Here is a 25,894-nt window from a genome sequence, read left to right on the forward strand (position 1 = left end):
ATTTAGTAGTCATGGTTATAGTATTATTAGTGATAATGATTGTTTAAAATTAGGCTGCTGTTTGTTTATTGTTTCAATTTTGCTTTTGCTCCAATTTTTACATCTAAAAGATAGTCTGAGTAAATTTTGGTAAATAAACTACCATTATTTGCACTTGTGATGCCAGCACTCATTATTACTTTTTTAACTTTACTTAAGTTTGGAACTACTGTTGAGCTAAATTCAAAGTCGCTAGTAGTAGCAGTTTTTGCGGTTACCTTGCCAGTCGCATCTACCGTTGCAGAATTAATTAATGCAGTAGTTTGCCCATTAATTGTATAAATTGTATTATACAAATTATCGGTAAATGTGAATTTTGGGGCAAGTGTTACTGGAAATCCATTGTTAAAATACGCTCTAAGGATAAACGATTTTACATTGTCGATTGTGCCGAAATCAAAATCAAATGTATCTCTTACTACAAAATTGGTTGATTTGAAATCGAATGGTATTGTAGTCTCTGTAGTAATTGCAATTTTACTAGTATCTGTTACAAAATTTCTATTGGCTGGTAACCCTGACCCTGGATTGGTAGTTGCACTAAAATCGGGTTTCATGCCACTGGGAAATTTACTTAAAAAATCTGGAAGGCTTAATAAAGTACCATTTCCTGTTGGATTTGTTTTATTTAATATAAGTGATGAAGTAGCTGTTTGATTAGGACTAAGAGGTGCGGCGATAGTGAAAGGTGCAATACCTGCTGCATTTAATAAAATTTCACCTGAAGGGGTAGATCCTTTTATACTATTGACTTTAAGACCAATTGGTATTCCAAATGAGTTTGAAAAATTTAGTTTTATTGTAGCATCGTTAAACGTGAATGAACCAGTAGGGGCAGATTTAAACACACTAAGTGCGATACTATCATTGCTTGTTATATTTATATTTTGGATTCTTGTATCGCAATAAGCTATTCTAAAAGCAGGGTTAACAAGACTACTCGAAAACGTTAAATTACCATTCGTAGCCGTTGAGGCCGTTTTTGTAATTGTAACATCATATTTAATCTCTAGCGAGTCAGTTGTAGTAGCACCGCCTCTTTTTAAAATGGAAGTTAAATTGCTTATATCGATGTTTACTACACCTTTTGCTTTTGAAAGTACTGTTGCAGTACCGCCAACTGGCACACCATTTCTCAAAACACCTGGAACAGTCAAATCTACTTTTACTGTGTGGGCGAATTGGTTATCAATATCAAGCTTTATGGCTCCTGTTTTTAAAATTACAGAATCTATAAAAACTCTTGAGCTTGTGCCTGATGCACCAACAGGCTGCGATAGGCTAGATGAACTTGTAAATGTGGTACCAACTGGTACAAATGGTGATGATAATGCCGCAGCTTGTTGTGTTGTTAATGCAATAGTTTGAACAAATGGTGCCGATGATAATCCTGGTATAAAGTCTGAGGCTTTGTAGGTTTTAAAACTACCATTGTACACAATACTGGCCGATTTATCGCCAGCTATTAGTAAATAGCTATCCGCATTTAGATTAATGTCATTAACTCCTACAGAACCGCTTGCTAATCCAACAGCAAATTCTGGATCCCATTGGTTAGCAACTAGTTTGTCTAAATTAAATAGGTCTTTTTTGCACGATTGCATCAATGCACAAAAGGATACAACGGTTAGCACTAGTGCATAACCAAGTAGCGAAGATTTCTTCATGAGTGTCGTTTTGGTTTTGTAAAATTTGTTTTTGGCGATGCCAAATTACTAAAATTTTATACAAAACCAAATTATTATTTCATTACTTCTAATGGCTACCAAAAATGGCTTTTAATTATATTTGCAGGAGAAGAAATTAATATAGCAAAGACTAAAATGCTTAGAGGTTCATCCAAGTATCTAACTTTATTCTATGTCGTATTCTTTTTTCAGGGTTGCGATAAGGTCGTTGGCACTTTTAGAAAGTGTTTCCATGCGTCTAATAACAATTTGCCTAAGTAGTCGGTGCGACTTTATGCGATTGTAAAACAAACCAAGTGTGGCTTTGTCACTCACTAACAAATAGTTTTTATTCCCATTTTCAAGCGCCTCAATAGACATTGTTTTCTTATCTAAATCTAGTGAGAGATTGTCTTGAATTTGGCTATTTAATTCGTAAAATTTGAAAAATATATCGTCTAAGGTACTTAAGGATTTTTCATGTTCTTTTAGCTTGGCATCGTAAAACATAATACCATCGGCGGCATTTTTGTTTCTTATTAATCGCATATTGCCAGAGCTTTTTAGCTGTTGCAATGTTCTGTCAGTAGCAAAGAAATCTTTATAGCCTATAATGGCATTGAGGTTACTGCGTAATGTATAGTTATAGCCTTTGGTCAATTCAGGAAATAGGGCTAAAACAGTATCGAAGTTGTTTTCTTGCTTTTTAAAACTTGCTAATGAAATGCGTAGATTGGAAGTATCTTTTTGCAAGTCTTCAATCATTGAATGGATGTAGGTTTTTTCCCTATCGTGTTCAATTTTGTGTTCTAATTGATATTCAGCAAGAAAGCCACAGAACACAGCAAGAAATAGCATCAAAAATTCCCAGAAATAAGATTTCCAAGTTTTTTTGCCATGACCGCTGTGTGAATGGTGGTGAACTTCCATTGATTAAAGAATTTTGACGCAGGATTATTACAAACGTTTGGATATGAAAGTTTAAAAAGCAAATAGGTTGTTGGTTACTTGAAACTCATAAGATAAGTTTATCTTAATCTGTCAGTGCTTTTTACCAATTTTTCATCTTTCCAAATGGCACGAATGGCTAAAAGAATAAATACAGGTACTGCAAAAGCTGCAACAGATTCTAAAGCAATGCCACCTAACGTGTATTTTTTGATACCTACAAAAAACAACACAATATTGATAATGCTTAACGCAAAGGCGGCAAAACCTAATTTTATTTGTAAAGGTCTGTTTTTATATAAAAAGATAGTTACCGCTGATAAAGTAGCTGCTATAACGGTGAAAATGAGTAACAGTAAGTTGTCTTTTGCGGTAAAATGCTCTACAGGTAATGTACCGCTACTGCCAATATAAAAAGAAGCAACAAGGGTAATAAAACCACAAGTTGCTGCTAGTAAAAGCCAAATTGATTGAATGCGTTGTATCATATTGCTAATATTTTACCCCAAACTTAAAGGGTGCTCTTAAAACAAGTTATTTACCTAAGCACCCTTTAGGGCGGGGGGCTACAATTCTGGATATAAAGGGAACTGTGTCATAAACTCGTTTACTTGCTTTTTAACGCTAGCAATTACGGCTTCATCTTCAGCATTCATCAATATCTTGTCAATAGAATCTACCACAAAGCCCATGTGTTCTTCTTTCATGCCACGAGTAGTAATGGCTGGTACACCAAATCGAATACCACTTGTAATGAAAGCACTTTTATCATCAAACGGCACCATGTTTTTATTGGCAGTAATATCGGCTTTTACCAAAGCTTGTTCTGCTTTTTTACCACTAATGTTTTTGCTGCGCAAATCAATTAGCATTAAATGGTTATCAGTACCGCCGCTTACAAGGCCATATTCTTTATCCATAAATGCCTTTGCCATTGCTTGGGCATTTTTTTGTACTTGTTGTTGATATACTAAAAACTCATCGGTTAAAATTTCACCAAAAGCCACGGCTTTAGCAGCAATCACATGCTCTAATGGGCCGCCTTGTGTACCAGGAAATACTGCTAGGTCTAGCAAGCTACTCATCATTCTGATATTACCTTTTGGATCTTTTTGACCAAATGGATTTTCAAAATCTTTGCCCATCATAATTACACCACCACGAGGACCACGCAACGTTTTGTGTGTAGTAGAAGATACAATGTGGCAATGCTCGAAAGGACTGCTTAATAAGCCCTTTGCAATTAAACCTGCTGGGTGTGCAATATCGGCCCAAACCAATGCGCCAATTTCATCGGCTACTGCACGAATGCGTTTGTAATCCCAATCGCGGCTGTAAGCACTAGCACCACAGATAATTAATTTAGGTTTTAGTTCACGAGCTTTTGTTTCAAGCATTTCGTAATCTACCAAGCCAGTTTCTTTTACTACACCATAAAAATGGGCTTCATAAGTTTTACCGCTATAGTTTACAGAGCTACCATGTGTCAAGTGACCACCCATGCTTAAATCTAAACCTAAAGTTCTATCGCCTGGCTGTAATACTGCCAAAGCAATAGCAGCATTTGCTTGCGCACCGCTGTGTGGTTGTACGTTAGCATATTCTACATTGAAAATTTGTTTCAACCTATCAATGGCCAGTTGTTCTGTTTGGTCTACAATTTCGCAACCAGCATAGTAACGTCTGCCTGGGTAGCCTTCTGCATATTTATTGGTTAAGCAGCTACCAGTTGCTTGTATTACTTGTAACGATGTAAAGTTTTCGCTGGCAATAAGTTCTATGCCATGGCGCTGGCGTTGCAATTCTTGATTGATGAGGTCGAATACCAAAGTATCTCTTTGCATGTATCTATTGGTTTATGATTTGAGGCGCAAAAATAGTTGTTACGGCATAAGCCACAAAGCGAATGTGTGTTATTGGTGCATTAAAAAAGCAGGCAAATGGTAATACTTGGTGGAAAAAGCTGCGTAGCGAACAAAACGTACAAGTGTGCGACGCAACAAAAGCATCATAGCACTACTACTGATGGTAACCAAATAAAAACACCTGCTAAGTTTTTAAAACTTAGCAGGTGTTTTATAAAAATATGCAACTAATTATTCAAAATCTGCACCAGCAGAAAGGTCTTTCCACTCGTTCAATTAGTGTCATTAGTGTTCCTATCTAAATTGATGGTTCTTGCTGGCTTAAGCAATGCCAACTACCAAGGCCCCAAATAACATCTGTACTATCTATACCAATTACTTTTCTGTCTGTAAATAATGCCGATAAAATGTCTAATGCTTTGGCATCATTAACTTCGTCTCTATAAGTAGGTACAATTACTGCTGCGTTAGCAATGTAAAAATTAGCGTAAGATGCAGGTAATCTTTGTTCTTCCCATTCAACGGCTTTTGGCATAGGTAATGCTACCACTTTTAATGGTCTGCCATCTAGCAATCGCATGGTTTTTAGCTGCGCTAAATTTTCTTGCAGTAAATGGTAGTTATCATCTTCTGGATTTTCCTCTACCACAGTAACTACGGTATCTTCATTTACAAAACGTGTAATGTCGTCAATGTGTCCATCGGTGTCATCACCTACAATACCATCACCTAGCCACAATACTTGTTGCACACCATAAAAGTCTTTTAAGTATTGTTCTATTTGTTCTTTAGTTAAGTGTGGGTTTCTATTTGGGTTTAATAAACAAGCTGTAGTGGTTAACACTGTACCTGCACCATTAAACTCAACCGAACCGCCTTCCATGATTATGCCAGGATTAAAGACTGGTAAGCCTAATTTCTCGCCAATTAAAGTTGGTATTACATCATCTAAATCGTGTGGTGGATATTTACCGCCCCAAGCATTGTAATCCCAATCAACAATCACTTTTTGCTTAGTAGTTGGGTTAATTAAAAATGCAGGGCCGTGGTCTCTACACCAAGCATCGTTAGTAGGGTGGTGGAAGAACTGAATTTGGTTCATATCTACACCTTCTGCTACCAAATACCGTGTGGCAAAGGCTTGCATGGCTTCGTTGTACACGTTGATGCATACTTTTTCGCCCTCGCTTACGGCTTTAATAAACTTGGCATAAGGCTGATAAACAGTCTCTATTTTGCCAGGCCAACTTTCTTCTTTATGTGGCCAACTTAACCATGTAGCCACATGAGGATGCCACTCTGCTGGAAAAGAAAACCCTTGAGCGGCTGGTGTATTTGTAAGAGATATTTGCATTGAATTTTTTGCTTCGATAAAAGATGAAAAAAGAACTGAACGTACAAGGCACTTCGTAAACTCAGTGTAAACTCGCAACGATGCTACATTGAAATACAAAAGCTGGTTACATAAATACTTCCAACTTTTTGCCTTTCTGCCTCACAACTCTTTGCCTCGTTTTAATCTATAAATCTTTTTAAAATTGGTTCGTAGCTATCTATGCGTCTGTCACGTAAAAACGGCCAGTGTGTGCGATAGTATTCAGATTTTTCTAGGTTCACTTCTGTAACCACGGTTTCTTCGGCTTCATGCGATGCTTTGTACAACAATGTGCCAAAAGGATTGCAAATAAAACTGCCGCCCCAGAACTTCATATCGGCCTCAAAACCCACACGATTTACGCTTACCACAGGTATACCATTAGCTACAGCATGGCTGCGCTGAATGGTTTGCCAAGCATTGTATTGTTCTACGTTGGTTTCTTCGTTTTGTGTAGTGGCCCAGCCAATTGCAGTAGGGTAAAAGAGAATTTCAGCACCCATTAAAGCAGTAATTCTTGCTGCTTCAGGGTACCATTGATCCCAACAGATGAGGACACCAATTTTGGCAAATTTAGTTTCAAAAATTCTGTAGCCAGTATCGCCTGGTGTAAAGTAAAATTTCTCGTAAAAGCCAGGGTCATCAGGTATGTGCATTTTGCGATATTTACCTAAATACGCACCATCAGCATCAATTACTGCGGTGGTATTGTGGTACAAACCTTGCGCTCTTTTTTCAAACAAAGACGCAATAATTACCACGCCTAATTCTTTAGCCACAGGGCTTAAAGCATCGGTTGATGGGCCAGGAATAGCTTCTGCTAATAAGAAATTATCGTGGTCTTCTACATCGCAGAAATATAATGAGGTAAATAACTCTTGCAAACAAACAATTTGTGCGCCTTTGGCAGCAGCTACACGAATTTGCTCAATGGCTTTTGCCAAGTTTTCGGCTTTGTTAGCGGTACAGGTAGTTTGTACGGTACCAATTTTTACTATCGACATACTTACAATTTTCGGCGCAAAAATAATGTGTTAGCGGTGGATATAAGGTTACTATTTAAGTTTTATGCACCACATAGGCAGATAGTCACATAGTTTTTGCGCAAATAGGAAGGTGAAAATCTAGTAATCATCAAGTATTGAGAACTGCTAAGAGTTATTGTGATTTCTTAATATTTTACTATGTACCTACTGTGCCTATGTGGTAAAAATTAGCTGATAATTATGGTTTGCCAGTAAGGTGCAATGCGGGTACTTTTGCCAAAAAACAAACTATGGCGGTTGATGAATCGGTAAATCCTTGGCAAATTGTAGATGCAACGGTGGCTTACGACAACCCTTGGTTACAAGTCATTCACCACAACGTAATTAACCCAAGCGGTGGCAAAGGCATTTATGGTAAGGTGCATTTTAAAAACAAAGCCATAGGTGTGGTAGCGGTAGATGCTGATAGAAATACGTATTTAGTAGGTCAATATCGTTTTCCTATTAATATTTATAGTTGGGAAATTCCTGAAGGCGGCTGCCCTGAACATACCGATTCGCTTGAAACTGCCAAACGTGAGTTGCTTGAAGAAACAGGCTTAAAAGCCAGCAATTGGCTACAACTTGGTAGTAGTTATTTATCAAACTCGGTAAGTGATGAATATGCAGAGTATTTTTTAGCCACAGGCTTAACCCAACATCAAGCCGAGCCAGAAGAAACCGAGCAATTGGTTTTGAAAAAACTACCTTTAGATGAAGTCTTTGCCATGGTAGACAATGGTACAATTACAGATACCTTGTCTATTTTGGCGTTGCAAAAGTTACAATTGTTGATGTTGCAAGAGAAAGTCAATTTATAGTTTTTAGTTTGGGGTTTAGAGTTTATAGTAGTTTAAATAGTTCACTTATTCGTGTAATTAGTGCAATTGTTCTTAAATCCGTGTAAGTAATTCGTGAAATAATATGTCAAAACAAGAATCCTTAATCATAGGTCGTCAACCGTTAATAGAAGCCTTGCGCAGTGGTAGAGCCATTGATAAAATATTGGTACAAAAAAATGCCAATGGCGAAGTGATGAGTGCTATACGAGCGCTAAGCAACGAGTACAAAGTGCCTATGCAAATGGTGCCTGCTGAAAAGTTGAATTACATGACCAAGGCCAATCACCAAGGCGTTATTGCATTGGCTGCATTGATTGAATATAAAGATTTAGAAACCGTGCTAGACGAGGTGCAAGCCAAAGGCGAAGTGCCATTGTTTGTAATGCTCGATGGTATTACCGATGTGCGCAACATCGGCGCTATTGCTCGTAGTGCGCATTGCTGCGGTTGTCAGGCCATTATTATACCCGATAAAGGTGTGGGCGCACTCAACGAAGAAGCCATGAAAAGTAGTGCAGGCGCATTAGAACACATCAATATTGTGCGTGTAAATAGCCTACTTAAAGCCGTAGATACACTGCATGAACGTGGCATTCTCGTATTTACCAGCGATATGAAAGCCGATAAAAAAGTATTCGACTTACCGCTCACCGAGCCTTGCTGTATTATTATGGGTAATGAGGAAAAAGGTGTACAGCCTTACTTAGCCAAAGCCGCTGATGAATACTTTACCATACCAATGGTCACTAAGTTCGATTCGTTCAATGTATCAGTTGCCACAGGTATTATTTTGTACGAAGCCATGAAAAATAGAATGTAAAACACTGGCCGCCCCAACCCCTCCAAAGGTGGGGCTTTGAAAGCGAAGATTTTTTGGTTACCAGCTGTAGTAGTTCTTTTCATCGTCTGTTGTGTCACTCACTTGTACGTTCAGAACGTTGTGGGTCTTTTATCGTAGCGTAGTTTTTAATACAACGTAACTAAGAATACTAAGAACACAAAGCCATTTTCATACCCCAAGGCTTTAGCCAAGGTATGATGAAAATACATGTGTTAAACTGTCCAAAAACGCAACAGAAAGCCCAAAAACGCATACAAACATGCAAAAACGCATGAGAAAATCGTAGAAACGCTACCGAAAATGATAGAAACGCATCTGAAAACCGCATAACCGCGTAAGGAAATGAATAAACCGCATCAAGAAATGGTAGAACCGCAGTAGAAAATCATAAAACCGCTGCCAGAAATGACTAAACCGCATCAAGAAACTGGTAAACCGCTACAAAAGGTAAAATAACCGCTTCAACAAAAGCCTTTTAGCCAATCATTTCAATCAACCAAAAACACAGAACCCATAACACAAAACAAAGAACTCAAAACCCATAACACAAAACTCAAAAACATAAAAGTGCAATTTCAAGCCAACATCAATATTAAACTATTGCAACCAAGCATTACTTATCACGATAAGCTATTGCTCATTGGTTCGTGCTTTACCGAGCATATTGGTAATTATTTAATGGATGTAAAGTTTAGGGCATTGCAAAATCCCAACGGCATTCTGTTTGATCCGATAAGTGTGTGCAATAGTCTCACATCCTACATCCAAAACAAGCAATACATAGCAGATGATTTGGTGTATTTAAACGAGGCTTGGCACAGTTGGCAGCACCATAGTCGCTTTTCTGGTATTGATAAAGATGAAGTGCTTGCAAACATCAATCAATCACAACAAACTGCGCATCAGTTTTTAAAAGAAGCAGATTGGTTAATTATAACACTAGGTTCTTCCTTTGTATACAAACTGCTAGATAATTCCCCCCTCCCCTTTGGGCGAGGGGCAGGGGGTGGTGCTGCCGTTGCCAATTGTCACAAAGCACCTGCACAAACTTTTCAAAAGCACTTGTCAACTATTGAAGAAACAATCGTGGCTTTAGATACCATTTTGTACCAGTTGTTTCAATTTAATCCTGATTTAAAAGTATTGTTTACCATCAGCCCTGTAAGGCATTTGCGTGATGGTGTGGTAGATAATAACCGCAGCAAAGCAAGGTTGATAGAAGCGGTGCATCACTTGGTAAACAAGTTTGACAAGCTGCATTATTTTCCTGCTTACGAGTTAGTAGTAGATGTATTGCGTGACTATCGCTTTTTTGATATTGACTTGGCACATCCTAATTATGCCGCTACACAATTTGTACTAGAGCATTTTGCTGAAAGCTGTACCAATAAAGACACACAACAGTTAATGTATGAGATTAAGAAGCTTATAATTGCTCGTAACCACAAGCCATTTAACCCAACTTCTAATCAGCACCAACAGTTTTTAAAAGCCCAATTACAAAAAACTCAAAAGCTGCAAGAATTGTATCCGTATTTAGATTTTAGTGAAGAGCTAGGTTTTTTTGGTGAGAAGTGAATAGTCAATAGTGAATTGTGAAAGCTCAGTGAGAATTTTACAATTCACGCAACATAATTATTGAAAACCCAATCACCAACTATTGACTATTGACTATTGACTATTGACTATTGACTATTGACCATTCACTAATGTATCCTATCACCTCTAACCTCTAATTCTTTCATTATTTCTACCTCATAATCCAACCATTCTTTCCAGCGTTTACGGACCTTTTCTTTATCAATATAGGTTTCTGCAAGCTCTATAAATAAAGTGTAATGGCCAGCTTCACTTTCCATAAAGCGGCGATAAAAATTACGCATGTACTCATCATTTAAGCCCTCGCTTAAGCGCTTGAAACGCTCACAGCTTCTTGCTTCTATCATGGCCATGGTAAGCAATTGGTCTAGCAATCTATCTTCTTCTTTGCCACCAGTTTTTTGAAACTTAATCAGTTGGTTGGCGTATTCATCTTTACGTTGCCTACCAAGTTGTAGGTTACGTTTTTTAAGTTCGTTTAGTACTAGTCTAAAATGTCCCCATTCTTCAGTAACAATTGGTGCAAGGTCTGCCACTAATTTTTCTAAATGTGAGTAGCGCTGAATATAAGAAATGCAAGTAAGGGCAGCTTTTTGCTCGCAATAAGCATGGTCAGTTAATATGGCTTCTAAATCAAGCGAAGCCAAATCTACCCAACGAGGGTCTGTTGGTAATTGTAAACCTAAAATATTCTTTACGTCTTCTGTGTGCGTCAAGGTTTTGCTGTTAAATAGATTAAGAAGATATTTACCACTGCAAATATGAACGAAACATTTTTACAAAAGAAATTGGATGAGCGTAGGCAGCAAAATGCGTTTAGAACCTTGCGCCTGCCAAGTGGCAAGATTGATTTTTGCAGTAATGATTATTTGGGGCTAGCAAAACTGTTGACCGTTGACCGTCGACCGTCGACCGATTTGGGTTCAACTGGTTCTCGTTTATTGGCTGGTAATTATGAACTGATAGAAGGGGTAGAAGTGCAAATAGCAAACTTTCATCAAAGTGAAGCAGCATTAATATTCAATTCTGGTTACGATGCTAATATTGGCTTGCTTTCTAGCGTACCACAAAAAGGCGATACTATTTTATACGATTTTCTTAGTCATGCTTCTATTCGTGATGGCATCAAATTATCTGCTGCACAATCTTTTGCTTTTTTGCATAATGATGTAGCTGATTTGGAAAGGCGTTTACAGCAAGCTAGCGGTAATATTTTCGTAGTTACAGAATCTGTGTTTAGTATGGATGGCGATATGTGTCCTTTGCTGGAAATAGTGGCATTATGCGAGCAGTATCAAGCTCACTTAATTGTAGATGAAGCACATGCAACAGGTGTTATTGGGGCAAAAGGTGAAGGCTTGGTGCAGCATTTAGGTTTACAAGCAAATGTGTTTGCAAGGGTGCATACATTTGGTAAAGCTTGTGGCTGCCATGGTGCTGTGGTATTAGGTTCTAGCTTGTTGCGTGATTATCTCATCAACTTTGCAAGAAGTTTTATTTATTCAACGGCCTTGCCGCCACATGCTGTAGCTGCAATAGAAAAAAGCTACCAAATATTTCCTGAAATGGTGGCTGAAAGAGCGCATTTACAAACATTGATTGACTATTTTCAGGCTGCGCCAATAGCTTATGAAAAATTGGTATCACATACACCAATACAAGCAGTTATTGTACCTAACAATGATGCGGTAAAACAACTAGCCAATAAACTACAAGATGCAGGTTTTGACATCAGACCAATATTGTACCCAACTGTGCCAAAAGGCAAAGAGCGGTTGAGAATTGTTTTACATAGTTTTAATACCATGCAAGAAGTAGAAAAGTTGATTGTCATTCTAACGAAGGAAGAATCTGCCTGATATTTGGTTAGATGCTTCGTGCCTCAGCATGACAAAAAGAAACTATCGATTAAGCATCTCAAAATGTAGCTCACCAAAGTTTTGTAGCGATGACAATTTTAAATCTGCGGCGCCCCATTTATCATCTTTCTGAACGCTACCATGTGGCACTACTACACATTTCATTCTGGCGGCTTTTGCTGCAATCATACCATTAAAACTATCCTCAAACGCCAAGCAATTAGTAGGGTTGGTGTTTAGTTTTTGGGCACAATCAAGGTACACTTGTGGGTGCGGCTTACCATAAGGTAAATCTTCAGCAGAAGAAGTTGCATGAATGTATGGGGCAATACCTGTAAGCCTTACTACTAAGTCAATTAGCGATTGTGGTGATGATGTGGCAATACCAATTTTAAGGCCTTTATCGTGAAAGAAGTTGATGATGTGATGCACACCCGGCATGATGGTGCCTTTAGCTTCTACTTTTTGTAAAATGCTATCGAAAATGAGGTTCTCAGCGGTTTTAGTTTCAACGTGATTGATGTTGAAATAGGCAAACCACCATTGTATAAATTCTCTTGTACGCAAGCCTGTGGTGGTGTTGCAAAGTTCATCGGTAAGTGTGGCGCCAAATGTGGCAAACACTTCTATGGCCGCTTCGTTCCATAATGGTTCACTGTCTATAAGTAAACCATCCATATCAAAAATTACAGTATTTATAGGCATTGTAGGTGTTTTAAGGTTGCAAATGTATTCGTCTGAACCTAGATTTAGATGGATTAAAAGGATTGGGGATTAATATGTTTTTTTCACTAATTATCAATCCTGTACAGTCTTGGTTCACACTAGTGCTGTAAAGCGAACAGAACGTAGAAGTGTGCTGTAAATGTCAATTAATTCGAGGAGACTTTTCTCTCGTTAAAAAATGATGATTATTCCAATACAGATTGGTATATAGTTGTCGCTGCAATAATTATCGTCTCACAACGAGACGCCTGTGCAGCATCTTCACTTTGTGGTGGCGTCTAAAGCATTTGTACAGGTGTAAAACCAACGATATTTATTGAGATGACATTGTTAGTTATCAACTATAAGCAATTGCATTGTCCAAGGATTCTAAACATAGTAGGCTGCCTAAATTATCAATAGAAGATTAACTGTTAATGTTACTGATGTACTATCAAGATTATCGTACTTTTTTACACATCAGTGAAAGTTATGGCATTAGTGAAATGCATTGTTAGCCTGTTGTTACAAAAACAGGCGCAAGCATCATAATAGTAAATACTCATCAAGGGTAAAAAGTAAATACCGCTTACAAACGCACAGAAAAAAGAGAATCAGCAGTTATCTTCAATAAAGGTTGTAGTAGAAAATGTTATCCGAATTATGAAAATATTTAGTGTCTTAGCCAAAAAATACAGAAACAGAAGAAGAAGTTTTACACTTAGAATTAACCTAATCGTTACTATTTGTAATCACCAATTAGCAGTTTAATTTTATGTTAGAGTTCTCTTTTTTTGAGGTACGAAAAAAAGATTGCAGCGAACAGCCCGACCCGCCTCAAGCGGGCGACGCCATAAATATGCAATACTTACAAATACAACTATAATAAAACTTACAAATACCCTATTTGTTAAAAAAATAAAAGTTACTGCAAGTTGTAAGGTTTTGTTTCCACAGCCGTTTTTAGGGGAAACAAACAAATAATGAAACAAATTCTCTCAGTAATACTACTTACAATACTTACAATTGGTATTACAAATGCACAAAATGTAAAGTTTAACAGTACAGATGGTGTGGCCATTAAAGGCTACGATGTGGTGGCTTATTTTAGCCAACAACAAGCCGTTGTAGGCAACGATGCTTTTACCACAGAATGGAGTGGCAGTAAATGGAAGTTTGCATCTAAAGCCAACTTAGACAGTTTTAAAATTGCCCCACAAAAATATGCCCCTCAATATGGTGGTTACTGTGCCTATGGTTGCAGCGATAATCACTTATCGCCAACTGACCCAAATGCTTGGACAATTGTGAACGACAAATTGTACCTAAACTACAACTTAAAAGTAAAAGGCTTTTGGATAAAAGATACTACCAATCTTATAAAAAAGGCAGATGGTTTATGGCCTTCATTAAATAAATAATCTCAATTAAATTTTAAATAAAATAACAAATGAAAACAATCGTTCTAGCTATTCTAGCAACTGTATTTACCTTCAACTTACAAGCACAAACCGATACCAGAGTAAAACAATTTAACATAGAAAAAGGTGTGGCAATTCAAGGCTACGACCCTGTGGCTTATTTTACCCAAAGCAAAGCTGTAAAAGGTAATAAACAATTTGCTGCCACTGTAGAAGGTATAACTTACAATTTTGCAAGTGCTGCTGATAAAGACTTGTTTGTAAAAGACCCTAAAAAATACGAACCGCAATATGGTGGCTGGTGTGCTTACGCTATGGGTGCAACTAACGAGAAAGTAGAAATAGACCCAGAAACCTTTAAAATAGTTGGTGGTAAATTGTACCTGTTTTATCACAGTTGGGTAAACAATACGCTTACCAAATGGAATAAAGACGAAGGCACTTTAAAGCCAAAAGCAGACGCTAATTGGGCAACAAAATTCAAATAAACCAACACTTTCATTTTAGCACTATATCACTTAAACCATTTCATCCCGATAGCTATCGGGACACAAATACCAAACTAACTATCATGAACAAAACAACTATCATTATATCTTGGCTTTTACGCATTGCCGCAGCTATTATTTTGCTACAAACCTTGTACTTTAAATTTACAGGTCATCCAGAATCAGTTGAATTATTTACCAAACTTGGTGTAGAGCCTTGGGGCAGAATTGGTACTGGTGTTATTGAATTGATTACAGGTATTCTACTTCTAATTCCTACTACCGCTTTTATAGGTGCTTTTTTAGGTATTGGGTTAATGGCTGGCGCAATACTATCGCATCTAACCGTTATTGGTATTGAGTCTAAAGGCGATGGTGGGCAATTGTTTATGCTTGCCATATTGGTATTGGTATGCTGCTTAGCAATATCAATTATTCATAGAAAAGAAGGCATTGCACTGTACAATAAATTATTAAAAAAGAACTAATCATGCGTCAAGCAATTGTTGTTTTATGTGTCATTTTCTTTGTGCCTTCGGCAAAAATACTAGCCCAAGGTTGTAGCGATGCTGGCTTTTGTACGCTTGGTAATATAAAGCCACACGGTGCAGATTCTTCATCGTTAAAAAAACAAAACCTCACAATTATTTTGGCAAATGGTGTAGGCGATGAAAATGTGTATGTGTTTACCCCAGGCATTCAATACGATGTGAGATTGACCCAGCGATGGGCTTTACAGGCAAGACTTACAGCCAATTATGCATCCGGCAATTTGGGTACAGCATTCGGCTTAGGTGATGGTTTTTTATCTGGTATTTATAGCCCTAAAACCAATAAAAAATGGGTAACTTCTTTTATTTTGGGAGGTAAATTTCCATTAAATCTTGGTGATATTAAAAATGGTAGCAAGCCTTTACCTATGCAGTATCAAAGTAGTTTAGGCACTATTGATATAATTGCTGGTATTACTGTTACTAATAACAAATGGTTATTTGCTACGGCTATTCAACAGCCGCTTACTGGTACTAATCGCAATACATTTTTGCCTATTTATTGGGGTACTGCAGAAGCTGCAAAATATTCGCCAACAAACGATTTTAACCGTAAAGGTGATGTGCTTTTACGAGCTGGCTATGATGTTGCCACTACTAAAAAATGGAAACTAAATGCAGGCTTATTAGGCATCTATCATTTAGGAAAAGATACCTACATAGATGGCAACGTCAGCAATAAACCTATTGAGTTGCAAGGCTCAGATGGATTAACGTTAAATGGCACTTTTTCTGCTTGGTACAAGCCTAGTTCTAACTTCTCATTAGGTCTTACAGGTGGCGTGCCATTTGTGGTTAGAGACATCAGACCAGATGGTTTAACGCGCTCATTTGTAGTATCACCTGAAATAATTTTTCATTTTTAAAACTGAACAATCATGCGTTACGTAATTATGGTTTTGTTAGTGGTGATAGTAGCTGTTGCTTGTAAAAAAGAGCAATTAGCACCAACAGTTACATTGAACGAAGTAATTATTGATACCTCTGCAAATGGTGGTGGCAGCGGTGGAGGAACTGGCAGTGGTGGAAACAATGGCGGTACAGATACAACCGCTGTGTTAAAATATTCAGGCAGCTTTAATTCTGGGCCTTATGGCAGTACTAGCGGCAAGGCAGAAATTTATAAAACTGCTTCTAATGCATTTGTACTACAGCTTAGTAATTTCAATGTATCTAATGGGCCGGCGTTACATGTTTTTGTATCTAAAGAGGCAATGCCTGTAAACTTTATTGATTTAGGTGCTTTAAAATCTACCAATGGTAATCAGGTTTATACCATAACAGGTATGCCAGATTTTACTAGTTATAAATATATATCTATACATTGCGTGGCTTTTAATCATTTGTTTGGTTCAGCATTATTAAATTGAAAACTGCTTTTATGATTTTCTTACAATTATCGCAACAACTACAATCCCTCAGTAAGCTATTAAAAACATTGCAAGACGAGCAATACACACATAAAATTGAGCATTTAGGTAATGCAAGTATTGGTGGCCACACTAGACACATTATTGAGTTGTTGCAGTGTGCTATCAACGGCTATAAAAATGGTAAGGTAGATTATGTGAACCGTATGCGTAACCTTGCTTTAGAAACAAGTAGAACATTAGCAGCCTCAACATTAGATGCAATAGATGAGCAGTTAAGAATGCCAGACAAGTTATTAACTATGGTAGTAGATGAAATTGGTGATACGACAGCACCTATTGTAAGTACTACTTATTTCAGAGAAATTGTGTACAATACAGAACATACCATTCATCATTTAGCACTAATAAAAGTAGCCTTAATAGAAATGAAATTAGCAGTTGTAGATAGTCAATTTGGTATGGCTTATTCAACAATAAAATACCAAGCAACACTAAACAGTTAATGATGCGGATTGCTAAATACATTGTTTTAGTATTGATATTAAGCAGTACCAGTAAGGCTTTGCTGGCGCAGGATAGTAGCAAGATATATTTTACAACGGCTGCTGGTGTGTTTGTGCCCAAATCATCATTTGCAAATGCTTATGAAAATTCTTTGGCTTTAAATTCTGGTATTGAATACCGCTTTAGTAAACGTTATTTTGTACAGTTTGTGCTCGATTTTAATGCGGTAAAATATAATCAGCAAGTAAAAGATGCCAGCTCAAATTATTTGTTTCAGCATACTAACAGTTCTGTGTTTTTAGCAGGGTTTAATGTGGGCAGAAATATTGCTATTGCCAAGTCAAAGAAAGTATTTGTATCGCCTTACATTGGTATTGGCTATGCCAATATTGGAGAGCCACGTTTGATGGTAAATACTGTTACTGGTATTGTATTGCAAGAAGTAACACGGATGCAAGGTGTATACTTAAAGGAAGGGTTAAGATTAGGTTATAATACAAAATCTAAAGTGTTGCAAACATTGTATGTAGATGCAGCATTTTGGTCTGCTAATATTGAGGTGCAAAACAGTAAACCTAAAGCATTGTCAATACTAGTTGGTACAAGGGTAGGGTTTTAGTTCATAAATAATCACGTATGTGTACAGTTGTTTTTTTGCCAAATAATGGTAAACATTGCTTCGCTTCTTTAAGAGATGAAAGTCCATTGAGGGAGGCTGCATTAGTACCTGCTATTTACACAAAATATGATGTTGATTATGTTGCGCCGTTAGATGCAAAAGCTGGTGGTACATGGGTTGGTGTAAATGAATTTGGTAACGTTGTCATCTTATTAAATGGAGGTTTTGAAAATCATATCAGGCAAGCTAGTTACAGAAAAAGTAGAGGTTTGATTGTAAAAGAATTATTAGCTGTTGAAGCACCTGTAAGCGATTGGCTAGAGATGGATTTAAGTAATATTGAACCGTTTACTTTGGTTGTGTTTAGTGATAATAATTTGTATCAATTGGTTTGGGATGGTCAAAAAAAACACAGCGTTTCTTTAGATGCTACACAGCCTCATATATGGTCATCCTCAACGCTGTATAATAGCGCTGCAAAAACAAAACGAAGCCAAATATTTAAACAATGGTTATCGTTAAATCCTCAGATTTCACAGCAATCTATTCTTAGTTTTTTTCAATCAGTAAATGATACTACAAATGGCTTCTTAATTAATAGAAGTGCTACAATGCAAACGCTCAGCTACACTTTTATAGCATTAGCTGAATCTGTCAATATACAGTATCACGATTTTTTAAATGCTACAAAAAGTACAACCACATTAGCCTTAAAGCGATTGGTTGAAGTACCCTATTTATGATTTCTCAAGACGCAATATTTAAGTTCAAATCATTCTACATTAAATTATGTAGCTGGGAATATTGGCCTATGTGGGTGGTATATTTCCCATTAGGGTTTTATTACACATACTTGGCAGTAAGAGCTAAATCTTTTTTCTTTTTTTCTGCATCAAATCCTAGCATAGAAACTGGAGGAATGTTCTTTGAAAGCAAATGGAGCATTTTTAAATTGATGCCTAAAAATTATTTTCCCAATACCATTTTGGTCGATATAAACGATAACTTCTCAACTATTGAAACAAGCATGAAAGCTGCAAATATTTCATTTCCAATAATTGCAAAACCTGATAGAGGTGAACGTGGTTGGTGTGTGAAGAAAATTCATAGCTTCGCTGAATTATTGCAGTATAAAACTAATACCAAGATTCCTTTTCTAGTTCAATCTTACATTGATTATCCGGTTGAATTAAGCGTGTTTTACTACCGCCATCCTAAAAGTGATAAAGGCATTGTTACTTCGGTTACTTATAAAAAATTACTTTCTGTAGTTGGTGATGGATTCTCTACTATTGATGCGTTAATTAGAAAAAATGACAGGGCTTTTTTGCAATACCAGCGACTTAAAAAAGAAAATATCATTAACTTAAATGAAGTGCTACAATTAGGTGAAGAACGTGTATTAGTGCCTTATGGCAATCATGTGCTAGGAACCATGTTTATCAATTTCAATCACATCATAGACGAGGCGTTAATTGATTCAATTGATACGATTAGTAAAAATATTCATGGCTTTTATTTTGGTAGGTTCGACTTGCGTTGTGCAAGTGTTGATGACCTGAAACAAGGTAAAAACTTTGCTATTTTAGAACTCAATGGTGCAGGTGCCGAGCCAGCACATATTTATCATCCTGGCTTTTCGTTTATAGAGGCACAAAAGGTATTGATGCAGCATTTTAGAATGTTGTTTGATGCAGCAAAAGCCAATCAACAAGCAGGTGTGCCATTCATGTCTTATCAAGCATATAAGCACACCAAGCACCTAGAAAAAGCATTTAAACAACAAGCCCTACAAGCATGAGTAGCATCGGTATTTTGATAGGCTTTTATGGGTACTTGTTTCCTGGTAATATCAACTTAATGGTGGTACATTTATATACTAGTAAGCAGTATAAATTATTATGGCAAATGCTCGCTCTAATTGCCTTGTTTGAAAGTTTGTATTGTGCTGCTGTATTGTACAGCTTACAAGTGTTGCATAAGGAAAGTTATTGGTATCATATTGTTGAAATCGTATCGTATATCATGATATTACTGATGGGCATTTGGATGGTTTTTGAAAAAAAGATAACCGCCAAAGCTGCTAGTAACAATACAGTTTATAGAGGTTTGTTGAGTATTATTATTCATCCACAACAAATACCTTTTTGGTTGGTAGCAGGTGTGCTGCTGAATGCAACTTTAAGGTTCTCAGATGGCTGGAAAAATCTACTGCCCTTTGTCGGTTTTAATGCCATAGGAACGGTTTTGGTAATGCTATGCTACATGCTAGTAGGTAGCAAATTAATCCATTACTTCAAACTCAATTTGGCACAGATTAATAGGGTAATGGGTAGCTTGTATGTGTTGCTAGCCTTGTATCATTTGGTAATCCAAATTTTAAATCCCAAATTTATTTTCCTTCCCATTCTTTATAAAATTGTGCTAAATATTGTTCCATAAATTGGTGACGTTCTAGCGCCAATTGCTTACCAGTTTGGGTATTCATTCTATCTTTTAGCAGCAATAGTTTCTCGTAAAAATGATTAATGGTTGGGTCGTTGTTATGCTTGTATTGTTCTTTGGTTTTGTGCAGATTTGGTGGTGTATTTGGGTCGTACAAAGGCCTGTTTTTAAAGCCACCATAATTAAAAGCTCTAGCAATGCCAATAGCACCAATCGCATCTAACCGGTCAGCATCTTGCACAATATCCAACTCTATCGATTTAAACTGTTGCTGTTCTTTACCACCTTTAAAAGAAATATTGGCTACTATTTGTACTACATGGTCTATAACAGTTGTATCTAGTTGCAATGTTTCTAAAAAGGCTTTGGCTTTTAAAGGGCCAATTGTTTCATCACCACCATTAAATTTCGAGTCAGCAATGTCGTGTAACAAAGCGCCTAACTCTACCACCAACAAATCTGCGTTTTCACCTTTTGCTATTTGCTTTGCTGCTTGCCAAACTCTATAAATATGCCACCAATCATGGCCGCCTTCTGCGTCTGCTAAGGTGTCTTTTACATAGTTAACGGTTGTGGTGATGATGTGTTGGTGCTCCATATCTAATAATTAAAAGTTGGAAATTAAGGTTTTGGCGAATAATGCCTTGCTAGACAACTACTATAGGGATGCTTTAGCTACGGCTATGCAGGGCTAAAAAAGTACATCTAGCGTGCATTAATAACGAAGGATTAACGAAGGATGAGTATATCTGCCCTATATTTACTACGGCTAAACAGTACATTAACAATACTTAATACAATTACAATGGCAATTGCAAAAGATATAATTGGCAAAAGTCTTCAAGGTACATTGGGTAAGCAATTGGTATTTAAGCAATACGGCGATAGAACAGTGGTAACGGCTTACCCAGATATGAGCAATATTGTACCTAGCGATTTACAAAAGGAAAAAAGAAATAAGTTTAAAGAGGCAGTTGCTTTTGCCAAAAAAGTTATGGTAGATGCAGATTTAAAAACAGCTTACGCCGCTAAAGCTAAACCTAGACAAACGGTGTATCACTGTGCTTTACAGGCTTACTTGAAAGGTGAGGTTTAGAATTGTAGTTATCTCTAGAGTTTTTTTATAGACAAATAATTTGAGTTAAGACAAAGTGTGAGTCGTTAGCATTATAACTTCATCAACTACTTAAGGCTTGATGTAGCATTTTTAATTACACTCTCAATAAACAAGATGGTTTGCTGATTGAAAAATTCTGGGCTATCGATATTTACAACATGCCCACAATCAGCAGTAATTACTAATGTGCTGTTAACTGGGTTTTGTAGTACTAGCTTTTGTATTGAGGGTAAAAACATAGCGTCTTCACTGCCCATTAAATAAAGGCAAGGCATTACATTCTTGGCTAAGCGCAATTTTTTTAATAATGGATTTACTTGTGCTGATAAGCTGAACCACCTGATAAACTCTTGTTGGGTGAGTTTTTTGGCCTCTTGTATAAATAATTGCCTAGACTTTTTATGATTGCTTCTCGGCATAATAATGTACGCGAAAAAGCGGTACAGCCACATATAAGGTATCAGCGATTTTGTAAGCATACCAAAGCGCATCAATATTTGTGAGCGCACATTTAACCGCATAATAGCACCTGCCATGGTTAAGCTATCTACACGATGTGGATGCAAATCGGCTAATTGCCTGATGATAATAGTGCCTAAAGAAATACCTACAAAATGAGACGTTTGAATGCCTAGATGATTGATAACGGCAATAATATCTTCAACAACTTCATTGAATGACAATGAATTGGTAGTAGGCTGTTGTTTAGAATTGCCATGCCCTCTGAGGTCAATGAGCAATATATTATAATGTTCATTAAAGGCCTTAATTTGTTTGTACCAAATAATTGAGCTGCCACCTGCACCATGTATAAACGTGACCCATTGTTTAGTTTTGGGTTGTAGGTAAGTGTTGTAACTCAGTAAGCTAGGGTTAGAGTATTGCTGCATAGTGGTCTGAATGATGTTAAACTAACTAAAGCAATTATTGTTTGGCTCGGTGGTATAATTTTCAAATAGAAAGTTCAAACTAACTTTTTCCTCTTTTAGCAACCTGCAACTTTGGTAGGTGTGGGTTTATCTTCTACATTGCCCAATAAATGACTAAAAGTACAAGTGTGCAACTAAAGCATCATAGTATTGTTATAGCTGGTAACACCAATATTTTCGCCAAAGCCGCAATGGCTGGCTAGTTTTAATTATAAGCAAGTATGAATATCAACAACATTACCACACTAGGCGAACTGAAAGCAAGTGGCTACAAACCGCTGAGTATTAAAGAAGAAGTTCGTAAGAATTTGATTGAGAAGATTAAGCATAAAGAAAATGCGTTTACTGGTATTTTAGGCTACGAAGACACGGTGATTCCTGATACTGAAAGGGCATTGCTAAGTAGGCATAATATTTTGTTTTTAGGCTTGCGTGGTCAGGCAAAAACACGTATGGCAAGGCAAATGGTAGACCTGCTAGACGAACACATGCCTGTGGTAGCTGGTAGCGAAATAAATGACGACCCGCTGAAGCCAATGAGCAAATATGCCAAGGATTTGATAGCTGAAAAAGGCGACGATACACCAATAGAATGGATTCACCGCAGTGAACGCTATGGCGAAAAATTGGCAACACCTGACGTAAGTGTTGCTGATTTGATTGGTGATATTGACCCGATAAAAGCTGCCAATTTGCGACTGAATTTTGCAGATGAACGTGTTATTCACTACGGCATTATTCCACGTAGTAACCGCTGCATATTTGTGATAAATGAATTGCCCGATTTGCAGGCAAGAATACAAGTGTCGTTGTTTAATATTTTGCAAGAAGGTGATATTCAAATACGTGGCTTTAAGTTGCGTATGCCTTTGGATATTTTGTTTGTATTTACGGCCAATCCTGAAGATTATACCAACCGTGGTAGCATTGTAACGCCACTGAAAGATAGAATTGAAAGCCAGATTTTAACACACTATCCTAAAACTTTAGAAACATCTTTAGCTATTACAGAGCAAGAAGCGAACCTGTTAGATGTGCAAAAAGATTTGGTAGACGTGAGTGATTTGGTAAAGCGATTGATAGAACAAATAGCCTTTGAAGCGAGAACCAATGAATATGTAGATAAGAAAAGTGGTGTGAGTGCAAGGCTTACCATTGCTGCATTTGAGAATGCGGTAAGTAGCGCAGAACGTAGAGCGATTATTCATGCAGAAAAGCATACGCAAGTGTGGATTAGCGATTTGATGGGCATTATACCAAGTATTACTGGTAAAATAGAATTGATGTATGAAGGTGAGCAAGAAGGGCCTTATCAAGTATCAGTTAATTTGCTTGAAAAAGCCATAAGAACACAGTTTGTACAATATTTTCCTAACCCTGAACAGGCAAAGAAAAAGAGAGCTACTGGTAAGCGCTCGGTAGAAGAGAAAGAGCCTGAAAACCCGTACAAGCAAATAACACGCTGGTTTGATGCAGGTAACCATTTAGACTTATTGCTAGATATGACCGATACTGATAAGGTTGCAGCATTGTACAAAGTAGATGGCTTGTATAGCTTTGTAAAAAAGCATTTTCATGCGGCTAACGATAAAGAAAATGCGTTGCTGATGGAATTTGTATTGCATGGCTTGGCATCTTACTCGTTAATCAGTAAAAAGACGATTGATGGTAAAATAGAGTTTAAAGATTTAATGGGCAGCATGATAAACCTTGGCAACATTAACTTTAACGATGAGGATGACGATTTTAATGAGGATGATTTTAAGTAGAAGTTATTTTTCTAGACTTTCCAAGTTTTTAAAATTTGGAAAGTCTAGAAACTAAAATCCCACATAGTGTTGTTGCTATGTGGAATTTTAGTTATTGTTGTTTTAAATTAAATTTACTAAAAACTATATCCAAAACTTAAGTAGCCACCAATTTGTGCATCGCCTTTAATAACGTATGGTGTTAAACCGCCTCTAAAGCTAAAACCACCTTTTACAGGCTGGCTTCTGTAGCCTAAAGTGGCACTTGTAATAAAGGTAGTTGAGTTTGGAGCGATATATGTATCACCTATTGAGTTAGTAACATAAAAGCTACTTTGATTGTAATTACCTGCAAAAAGTAACGTTCCATTTAAACCTGCTTCAAAAAAACGTCCCTTGCTTTTATCCCCTGCTAAATAGTTAATTCCAACTGGTATTGTTGTGAATTTAAAGTCACTTTGGAAGCTGTAGCCAATACCAGCACGCCAGCCCCAACCACCAATTTCATTTTTAAAACGCTTGTCGTAGTTTATAGAAAATGCTAAGCCTGCACCGCCAATTTCAACAAATGCAGTTTGAGGTGCCCTGTCTGTAAATAATTTTTTCTTGGCTTCTCTTCTTAAATAAACAGTGTCTTGTGCTGTTAGGTAACTGTTACAAGCAGTAAATAGTAATGCTAGAAATAATAACTTTTTCATTTGATTAGTTTAGATTTTGGTAGAGAATTATTTCCCAAATATAGCTGCACCATAGTTGTTAAAGAAATAAAAAATTGCTTACATGATGTTCACTTCTCTCTCTAGTGTAATGCCAAATTTGGCTTCTACAGATTGTATGATTTCTGTTGATAGGTCGAAGATTTCTTTGCCTGTGGCATTGCCATAATTTACTAAAACTAAAGCTTGTAAAGGATTACAGCCAGCATCGCCTTTGCGAAAGCCTTTCCAGCCACATTGTTCTATTAACCAACCAGCTGCAACTTTATAATGCATATCATCTACAGGATAGGCAGGTATTTTCTCATAATCCTCTTTCATTACGTGTAGCCTAAACTTAGAAATCTGCGGATTTTTAAAGAAACTGCCCGCATTGCCTATTTTTTTAGGGTCGGGTAATTTGCTGCTGCGAATATTAATAATGGCTTGCGAAATAGCTTGAATAGATAATTCTTTTACACCCATTTGTTCAAGTTCAGCATTAATAGCGCCATAGCTTGTATTGAAAATAGGCTGCTTACGTAGTTTGTAGGTAACACTTAAAATGACAAACTGCCCTTTGTATTGACGCTTAAATACACTTTCTCGGTAGCCAAATTGGCAATCTTGTAAAGAAAATGTTATAGTTTTTTGCTCGTGAATGTGATACGCTTCTAGGCTGTGAAAAATGTCTTTGATTTCTACGCCATACGCACCAATATTTTGCATAGGGCTTGCGCCTACATTGCCTGGTATTAAGCTTAGGTTTTCGATGCCTGCGTAATTATTGGTAATGCAGTGTTGCACAAACTCATGCCAAACTTCACCAGCAGCGGCTTTTACGTAGTAATAATCTGCGTCTTCATCTACTAAAGAGATGCCTTTTAGCTCGTTTTTTAATACAAGGCCATCGAAGTTTTGGGTAAATAAAATATTACTGCCGCCACCTAGGATTAGTGGTGAATTTGTAGTTTTAAGTTTGGAGTTATTTAAAAAAACCGCTAGTTCATCAACGGTAGAAAAGCTGGCAAAATATTTTGCTAATACATTGATGCCAAAGGTATTATAGGGCTTTAAAGAGATGTTTTGTTGTAGCTGCATGGGTGCAAAATAAAGATTTTACAAATGGATGGATAGAACGCTGATTGTAATGATTGTCAAGATTTATTTGATTGATACGCCTTTGTGGCTAAAGTTTCGCTTAAGTAAAAGCTGCGAAGCGAACTGAACGTAGAAGTG

At 37.1% G+C, this 25,894-nt stretch carries 29 protein-coding genes; 17 read left to right on the forward strand and 12 right to left on the reverse strand.

What is annotated here, in order from left to right; translation table 11 throughout:
• Window positions 1-65: 65 nt before the first annotated feature.
• The 6 genes from ACT9TX_RS08305 to ACT9TX_RS08330 all read right to left on the reverse strand — a co-directional run bounded on the left by ACT9TX_RS08305 (window position 66) and on the right by ACT9TX_RS08330 (window position 6,898).
• Window positions 66-1,706 carry a hypothetical protein gene (locus ACT9TX_RS08305; RefSeq protein WP_481337810.1) on the reverse strand — a complete coding sequence of 547 codons (1,641 nt, stop codon included), beginning with the start codon at window positions 1,704-1,706 and terminating at the stop codon, window positions 66-68.
• Between the two features lie 186 nt (window positions 1,707-1,892).
• Window positions 1,893-2,636 carry a hypothetical protein gene (locus tag ACT9TX_RS08310; protein WP_481337811.1) on the reverse strand — a complete coding sequence of 248 codons (744 nt, stop codon included), beginning with the start codon at window positions 2,634-2,636 and terminating at the stop codon, window positions 1,893-1,895.
• A 98-nt stretch (window positions 2,637-2,734) separates the two neighbouring features.
• The gene (locus tag ACT9TX_RS08315) at window positions 2,735-3,142 is read right to left on the reverse strand and encodes a DUF4293 domain-containing protein (protein ID WP_481337812.1); all 408 of its coding nucleotides are present in this window, start codon (window positions 3,140-3,142) and stop codon (window positions 2,735-2,737) included.
• Window positions 3,143-3,220: 78 nt separating this feature from the next.
• The gene (locus ACT9TX_RS08320) at window positions 3,221-4,498 is read right to left on the reverse strand and encodes a serine hydroxymethyltransferase (protein ID WP_481337813.1); all 1,278 of its coding nucleotides are present in this window, start codon (window positions 4,496-4,498) and stop codon (window positions 3,221-3,223) included.
• Between the two features lie 319 nt (window positions 4,499-4,817).
• Window positions 4,818-5,873: an agmatine deiminase family protein gene (locus ACT9TX_RS08325; RefSeq protein ID WP_481337814.1), complete on the reverse strand. Its 1,056-nt coding sequence runs from the start codon at window positions 5,871-5,873 to the stop codon at window positions 4,818-4,820.
• 161 nt (window positions 5,874-6,034) lie between these two features.
• Window positions 6,035-6,898, reverse strand: a complete 864-nt coding sequence (locus ACT9TX_RS08330) for a carbon-nitrogen hydrolase (RefSeq protein WP_481337815.1) — start codon at window positions 6,896-6,898, stop codon at window positions 6,035-6,037.
• A 272-nt stretch (window positions 6,899-7,170) separates the two neighbouring features.
• Here ACT9TX_RS08330 and ACT9TX_RS08335 point away from each other — a divergent pair, with 272 nt between their 5' ends.
• From ACT9TX_RS08335 to ACT9TX_RS08345, 3 genes are all read left to right on the forward strand, one after another.
• A complete protein-coding gene (locus tag ACT9TX_RS08335; RefSeq protein WP_481337816.1) occupies window positions 7,171-7,740 on the forward strand; it encodes an NUDIX domain-containing protein in 570 nt (189 codons plus the stop codon).
• 103 nt (window positions 7,741-7,843) lie between these two features.
• Window positions 7,844-8,581 (forward strand): 23S rRNA (guanosine(2251)-2'-O)-methyltransferase RlmB, encoded by a 738-nt coding sequence (gene rlmB / locus ACT9TX_RS08340; RefSeq protein ID WP_481337817.1) that lies wholly within the window; start codon window positions 7,844-7,846, stop codon window positions 8,579-8,581.
• A 588-nt stretch (window positions 8,582-9,169) separates the two neighbouring features.
• Window positions 9,170-10,180, forward strand: coding sequence for a GSCFA domain-containing protein (locus ACT9TX_RS08345; protein WP_481337818.1), 1,011 nt, complete (start codon window positions 9,170-9,172; stop codon window positions 10,178-10,180).
• A 128-nt stretch (window positions 10,181-10,308) separates the two neighbouring features.
• Here the strand turns inward: ACT9TX_RS08345 and ACT9TX_RS08350 are convergent, their stop codons facing one another.
• Window positions 10,309-10,917 carry a MiaE family protein gene (locus ACT9TX_RS08350; RefSeq protein WP_481337819.1) on the reverse strand — a complete coding sequence of 203 codons (609 nt, stop codon included), beginning with the start codon at window positions 10,915-10,917 and terminating at the stop codon, window positions 10,309-10,311.
• Between the two features lie 45 nt (window positions 10,918-10,962).
• On the opposite strand from ACT9TX_RS08350, the gene ACT9TX_RS08355 reads away from it, so the two are divergent.
• Window positions 10,963-12,060: an aminotransferase class I/II-fold pyridoxal phosphate-dependent enzyme gene (locus ACT9TX_RS08355; RefSeq protein WP_481337820.1), complete on the forward strand. Its 1,098-nt coding sequence runs from the start codon at window positions 10,963-10,965 to the stop codon at window positions 12,058-12,060.
• A 42-nt stretch (window positions 12,061-12,102) separates the two neighbouring features.
• On the opposite strand, the gene hxpB is transcribed toward ACT9TX_RS08355, so the two are convergent.
• Complete coding sequence (gene hxpB, locus ACT9TX_RS08360) at window positions 12,103-12,765, reverse strand: hexitol phosphatase HxpB (RefSeq protein ID WP_481337821.1); 663 nt, start codon at window positions 12,763-12,765, stop codon at window positions 12,103-12,105.
• A 582-nt stretch (window positions 12,766-13,347) separates the two neighbouring features.
• Here hxpB and ACT9TX_RS08365 point away from each other — a divergent pair.
• The 11 genes from ACT9TX_RS08365 (at window position 13,348) to ACT9TX_RS08415 (ending at window position 20,163) form a co-directional block, all read left to right on the forward strand.
• Complete coding sequence (locus ACT9TX_RS08365) at window positions 13,348-13,536, forward strand: transposase family protein (protein WP_481337873.1); 189 nt, start codon at window positions 13,348-13,350, stop codon at window positions 13,534-13,536.
• Between the two features lie 212 nt (window positions 13,537-13,748).
• On the forward strand, window positions 13,749-14,186 hold the full coding sequence (locus ACT9TX_RS08370; RefSeq protein WP_481337822.1) for a YHS domain-containing (seleno)protein: 438 nt from the start codon (window positions 13,749-13,751) through the stop codon (window positions 14,184-14,186).
• Window positions 14,187-14,215: 29 nt separating this feature from the next.
• The gene (locus ACT9TX_RS08375) at window positions 14,216-14,674 is read left to right on the forward strand and encodes a YHS domain-containing (seleno)protein (RefSeq protein ID WP_481337823.1); all 459 of its coding nucleotides are present in this window, start codon (window positions 14,216-14,218) and stop codon (window positions 14,672-14,674) included.
• An 83-nt stretch (window positions 14,675-14,757) separates the two neighbouring features.
• Entirely contained in the window at window positions 14,758-15,162 is a 405-nt protein-coding gene (locus ACT9TX_RS08380) for a DoxX family protein (RefSeq protein ID WP_481337824.1), read from the forward strand.
• A 2-nt stretch (window positions 15,163-15,164) separates the two neighbouring features.
• Complete coding sequence (locus tag ACT9TX_RS08385; protein WP_481337825.1) at window positions 15,165-16,091, forward strand: hypothetical protein; 927 nt, start codon at window positions 15,165-15,167, stop codon at window positions 16,089-16,091.
• A 12-nt stretch (window positions 16,092-16,103) separates the two neighbouring features.
• A complete protein-coding gene (locus ACT9TX_RS08390; protein WP_481337826.1) occupies window positions 16,104-16,595 on the forward strand; it encodes a DM13 domain-containing protein in 492 nt (163 codons plus the stop codon).
• A gap of 11 nt (window positions 16,596-16,606) precedes the next feature.
• Window positions 16,607-17,101, forward strand: coding sequence for a DinB family protein (locus tag ACT9TX_RS08395; protein ID WP_481337827.1), 495 nt, complete (start codon window positions 16,607-16,609; stop codon window positions 17,099-17,101).
• Window positions 17,101-17,721, forward strand: coding sequence for a hypothetical protein (locus ACT9TX_RS08400; protein ID WP_481337828.1), 621 nt, complete (start codon window positions 17,101-17,103; stop codon window positions 17,719-17,721). Before ACT9TX_RS08395 ends, ACT9TX_RS08400 begins: the two co-directional genes overlap by 1 nt.
• A gap of 17 nt (window positions 17,722-17,738) precedes the next feature.
• Window positions 17,739-18,464, forward strand: a complete 726-nt coding sequence (locus ACT9TX_RS08405) for an NRDE family protein (RefSeq protein ID WP_481337829.1) — start codon at window positions 17,739-17,741, stop codon at window positions 18,462-18,464.
• 110 nt (window positions 18,465-18,574) lie between these two features.
• Window positions 18,575-19,522 (forward strand): hypothetical protein, encoded by a 948-nt coding sequence (locus ACT9TX_RS08410; protein WP_481337830.1) that lies wholly within the window; start codon window positions 18,575-18,577, stop codon window positions 19,520-19,522.
• Window positions 19,519-20,163, forward strand: coding sequence for a hypothetical protein (locus ACT9TX_RS08415; RefSeq protein WP_481337831.1), 645 nt, complete (start codon window positions 19,519-19,521; stop codon window positions 20,161-20,163). The genes ACT9TX_RS08410 and ACT9TX_RS08415 overlap by 4 nt, the downstream gene beginning before the upstream one ends.
• Here the strand turns inward: ACT9TX_RS08415 and ACT9TX_RS08420 are convergent.
• The gene (locus tag ACT9TX_RS08420) at window positions 20,114-20,764 is read right to left on the reverse strand and encodes an HD domain-containing protein (RefSeq protein ID WP_481337832.1); all 651 of its coding nucleotides are present in this window, start codon (window positions 20,762-20,764) and stop codon (window positions 20,114-20,116) included. The genes ACT9TX_RS08415 and ACT9TX_RS08420 overlap by 50 nt on opposite strands.
• Window positions 20,765-20,971: 207 nt before the next feature.
• Here ACT9TX_RS08420 and ACT9TX_RS08425 point away from each other — a divergent pair, with 207 nt between their 5' ends.
• Complete coding sequence (locus tag ACT9TX_RS08425) at window positions 20,972-21,262, forward strand: hypothetical protein (protein WP_481337833.1); 291 nt, start codon at window positions 20,972-20,974, stop codon at window positions 21,260-21,262.
• 86 nt (window positions 21,263-21,348) lie between these two features.
• On the opposite strand, the gene ACT9TX_RS08430 is transcribed toward ACT9TX_RS08425, so the two are convergent.
• Window positions 21,349-22,173 (reverse strand): alpha/beta fold hydrolase, encoded by an 825-nt coding sequence (locus ACT9TX_RS08430; protein ID WP_481337834.1) that lies wholly within the window; start codon window positions 22,171-22,173, stop codon window positions 21,349-21,351.
• Between the two features lie 260 nt (window positions 22,174-22,433).
• On the opposite strand from ACT9TX_RS08430, the gene ACT9TX_RS08435 reads away from it, so the two are divergent.
• Window positions 22,434-23,981 (forward strand): magnesium chelatase ATPase subunit I, encoded by a 1,548-nt coding sequence (locus ACT9TX_RS08435; protein WP_481337835.1) that lies wholly within the window; start codon window positions 22,434-22,436, stop codon window positions 23,979-23,981.
• Window positions 23,982-24,097: 116 nt separating this feature from the next.
• Here ACT9TX_RS08435 and ACT9TX_RS08440 read toward each other — a convergent pair whose 3' ends face one another.
• Both ACT9TX_RS08440 and murB read right to left on the reverse strand, forming a co-directional pair.
• Entirely contained in the window at window positions 24,098-24,658 is a 561-nt protein-coding gene (locus ACT9TX_RS08440) for a hypothetical protein (protein WP_481337836.1), read from the reverse strand.
• A gap of 78 nt (window positions 24,659-24,736) precedes the next feature.
• Window positions 24,737-25,756: a UDP-N-acetylmuramate dehydrogenase gene (gene murB / locus ACT9TX_RS08445; protein ID WP_481337837.1), complete on the reverse strand. Its 1,020-nt coding sequence runs from the start codon at window positions 25,754-25,756 to the stop codon at window positions 24,737-24,739.
• Window positions 25,757-25,894: the final 138 nt, after the last annotated feature.

Source organism: Parasediminibacterium sp. HNIBRBA5674 (assembly GCF_056745525.1).

Bases quoted from the DNA above. Each gene is read 5' to 3' on its own strand.
- ACT9TX_RS08390 (WP_481337826.1), top strand. From the start codon at position 16,104: ATGCGTTACGTAATTATGGTTTTGTTAGTGGTGATAGTAGCTGTTGCT.
- ACT9TX_RS08425 (WP_481337833.1), top strand. From the start codon at position 20,972: ATGGCAATTGCAAAAGATATAATTGGCAAAAGTCTTCAAGGTACATTG.
- ACT9TX_RS08380 (WP_481337824.1), top strand. From the start codon at position 14,758: ATGAACAAAACAACTATCATTATATCTTGGCTTTTACGCATTGCCGCA.
- ACT9TX_RS08330 (WP_481337815.1), bottom strand. From the start codon at position 6,898: ATGTCGATAGTAAAAATTGGTACCGTACAAACTACCTGTACCGCTAAC.
- murB (WP_481337837.1), bottom strand. From the start codon at position 25,756: ATGCAGCTACAACAAAACATCTCTTTAAAGCCCTATAATACCTTTGGC.
- ACT9TX_RS08385 (WP_481337825.1), top strand. From the start codon at position 15,165: ATGCGTCAAGCAATTGTTGTTTTATGTGTCATTTTCTTTGTGCCTTCG.
- ACT9TX_RS08315 (WP_481337812.1), bottom strand. From the start codon at position 3,142: ATGATACAACGCATTCAATCAATTTGGCTTTTACTAGCAGCAACTTGT.
- ACT9TX_RS08400 (WP_481337828.1), top strand. From the start codon at position 17,101: ATGATGCGGATTGCTAAATACATTGTTTTAGTATTGATATTAAGCAGT.
- hxpB (WP_481337821.1), bottom strand. From the start codon at position 12,765: ATGCCTATAAATACTGTAATTTTTGATATGGATGGTTTACTTATAGAC.
- ACT9TX_RS08325 (WP_481337814.1), bottom strand. From the start codon at position 5,873: ATGCAAATATCTCTTACAAATACACCAGCCGCTCAAGGGTTTTCTTTT.
- ACT9TX_RS08440 (WP_481337836.1), bottom strand. From the start codon at position 24,658: ATGAAAAAGTTATTATTTCTAGCATTACTATTTACTGCTTGTAACAGT.
- ACT9TX_RS08405 (WP_481337829.1), top strand. From the start codon at position 17,739: ATGTGTACAGTTGTTTTTTTGCCAAATAATGGTAAACATTGCTTCGCT.
- rlmB (WP_481337817.1), top strand. From the start codon at position 7,844: ATGTCAAAACAAGAATCCTTAATCATAGGTCGTCAACCGTTAATAGAA.
- ACT9TX_RS08375 (WP_481337823.1), top strand. From the start codon at position 14,216: ATGAAAACAATCGTTCTAGCTATTCTAGCAACTGTATTTACCTTCAAC.
- ACT9TX_RS08355 (WP_481337820.1), top strand. From the start codon at position 10,963: ATGAACGAAACATTTTTACAAAAGAAATTGGATGAGCGTAGGCAGCAA.
- ACT9TX_RS08420 (WP_481337832.1), bottom strand. From the start codon at position 20,764: ATGGAGCACCAACACATCATCACCACAACCGTTAACTATGTAAAAGAC.
- ACT9TX_RS08395 (WP_481337827.1), top strand. From the start codon at position 16,607: ATGATTTTCTTACAATTATCGCAACAACTACAATCCCTCAGTAAGCTA.
- ACT9TX_RS08335 (WP_481337816.1), top strand. From the start codon at position 7,171: ATGGCGGTTGATGAATCGGTAAATCCTTGGCAAATTGTAGATGCAACG.
- ACT9TX_RS08370 (WP_481337822.1), top strand. From the start codon at position 13,749: ATGAAACAAATTCTCTCAGTAATACTACTTACAATACTTACAATTGGT.
- ACT9TX_RS08415 (WP_481337831.1), top strand. From the start codon at position 19,519: ATGAGTAGCATCGGTATTTTGATAGGCTTTTATGGGTACTTGTTTCCT.
- ACT9TX_RS08430 (WP_481337834.1), bottom strand. From the start codon at position 22,173: ATGCAGCAATACTCTAACCCTAGCTTACTGAGTTACAACACTTACCTA.
- ACT9TX_RS08320 (WP_481337813.1), bottom strand. From the start codon at position 4,498: ATGCAAAGAGATACTTTGGTATTCGACCTCATCAATCAAGAATTGCAA.
- ACT9TX_RS08435 (WP_481337835.1), top strand. From the start codon at position 22,434: ATGAATATCAACAACATTACCACACTAGGCGAACTGAAAGCAAGTGGC.
- ACT9TX_RS08305 (WP_481337810.1), bottom strand. From the start codon at position 1,706: ATGAAGAAATCTTCGCTACTTGGTTATGCACTAGTGCTAACCGTTGTA.
- ACT9TX_RS08310 (WP_481337811.1), bottom strand. From the start codon at position 2,636: ATGGAAGTTCACCACCATTCACACAGCGGTCATGGCAAAAAAACTTGG.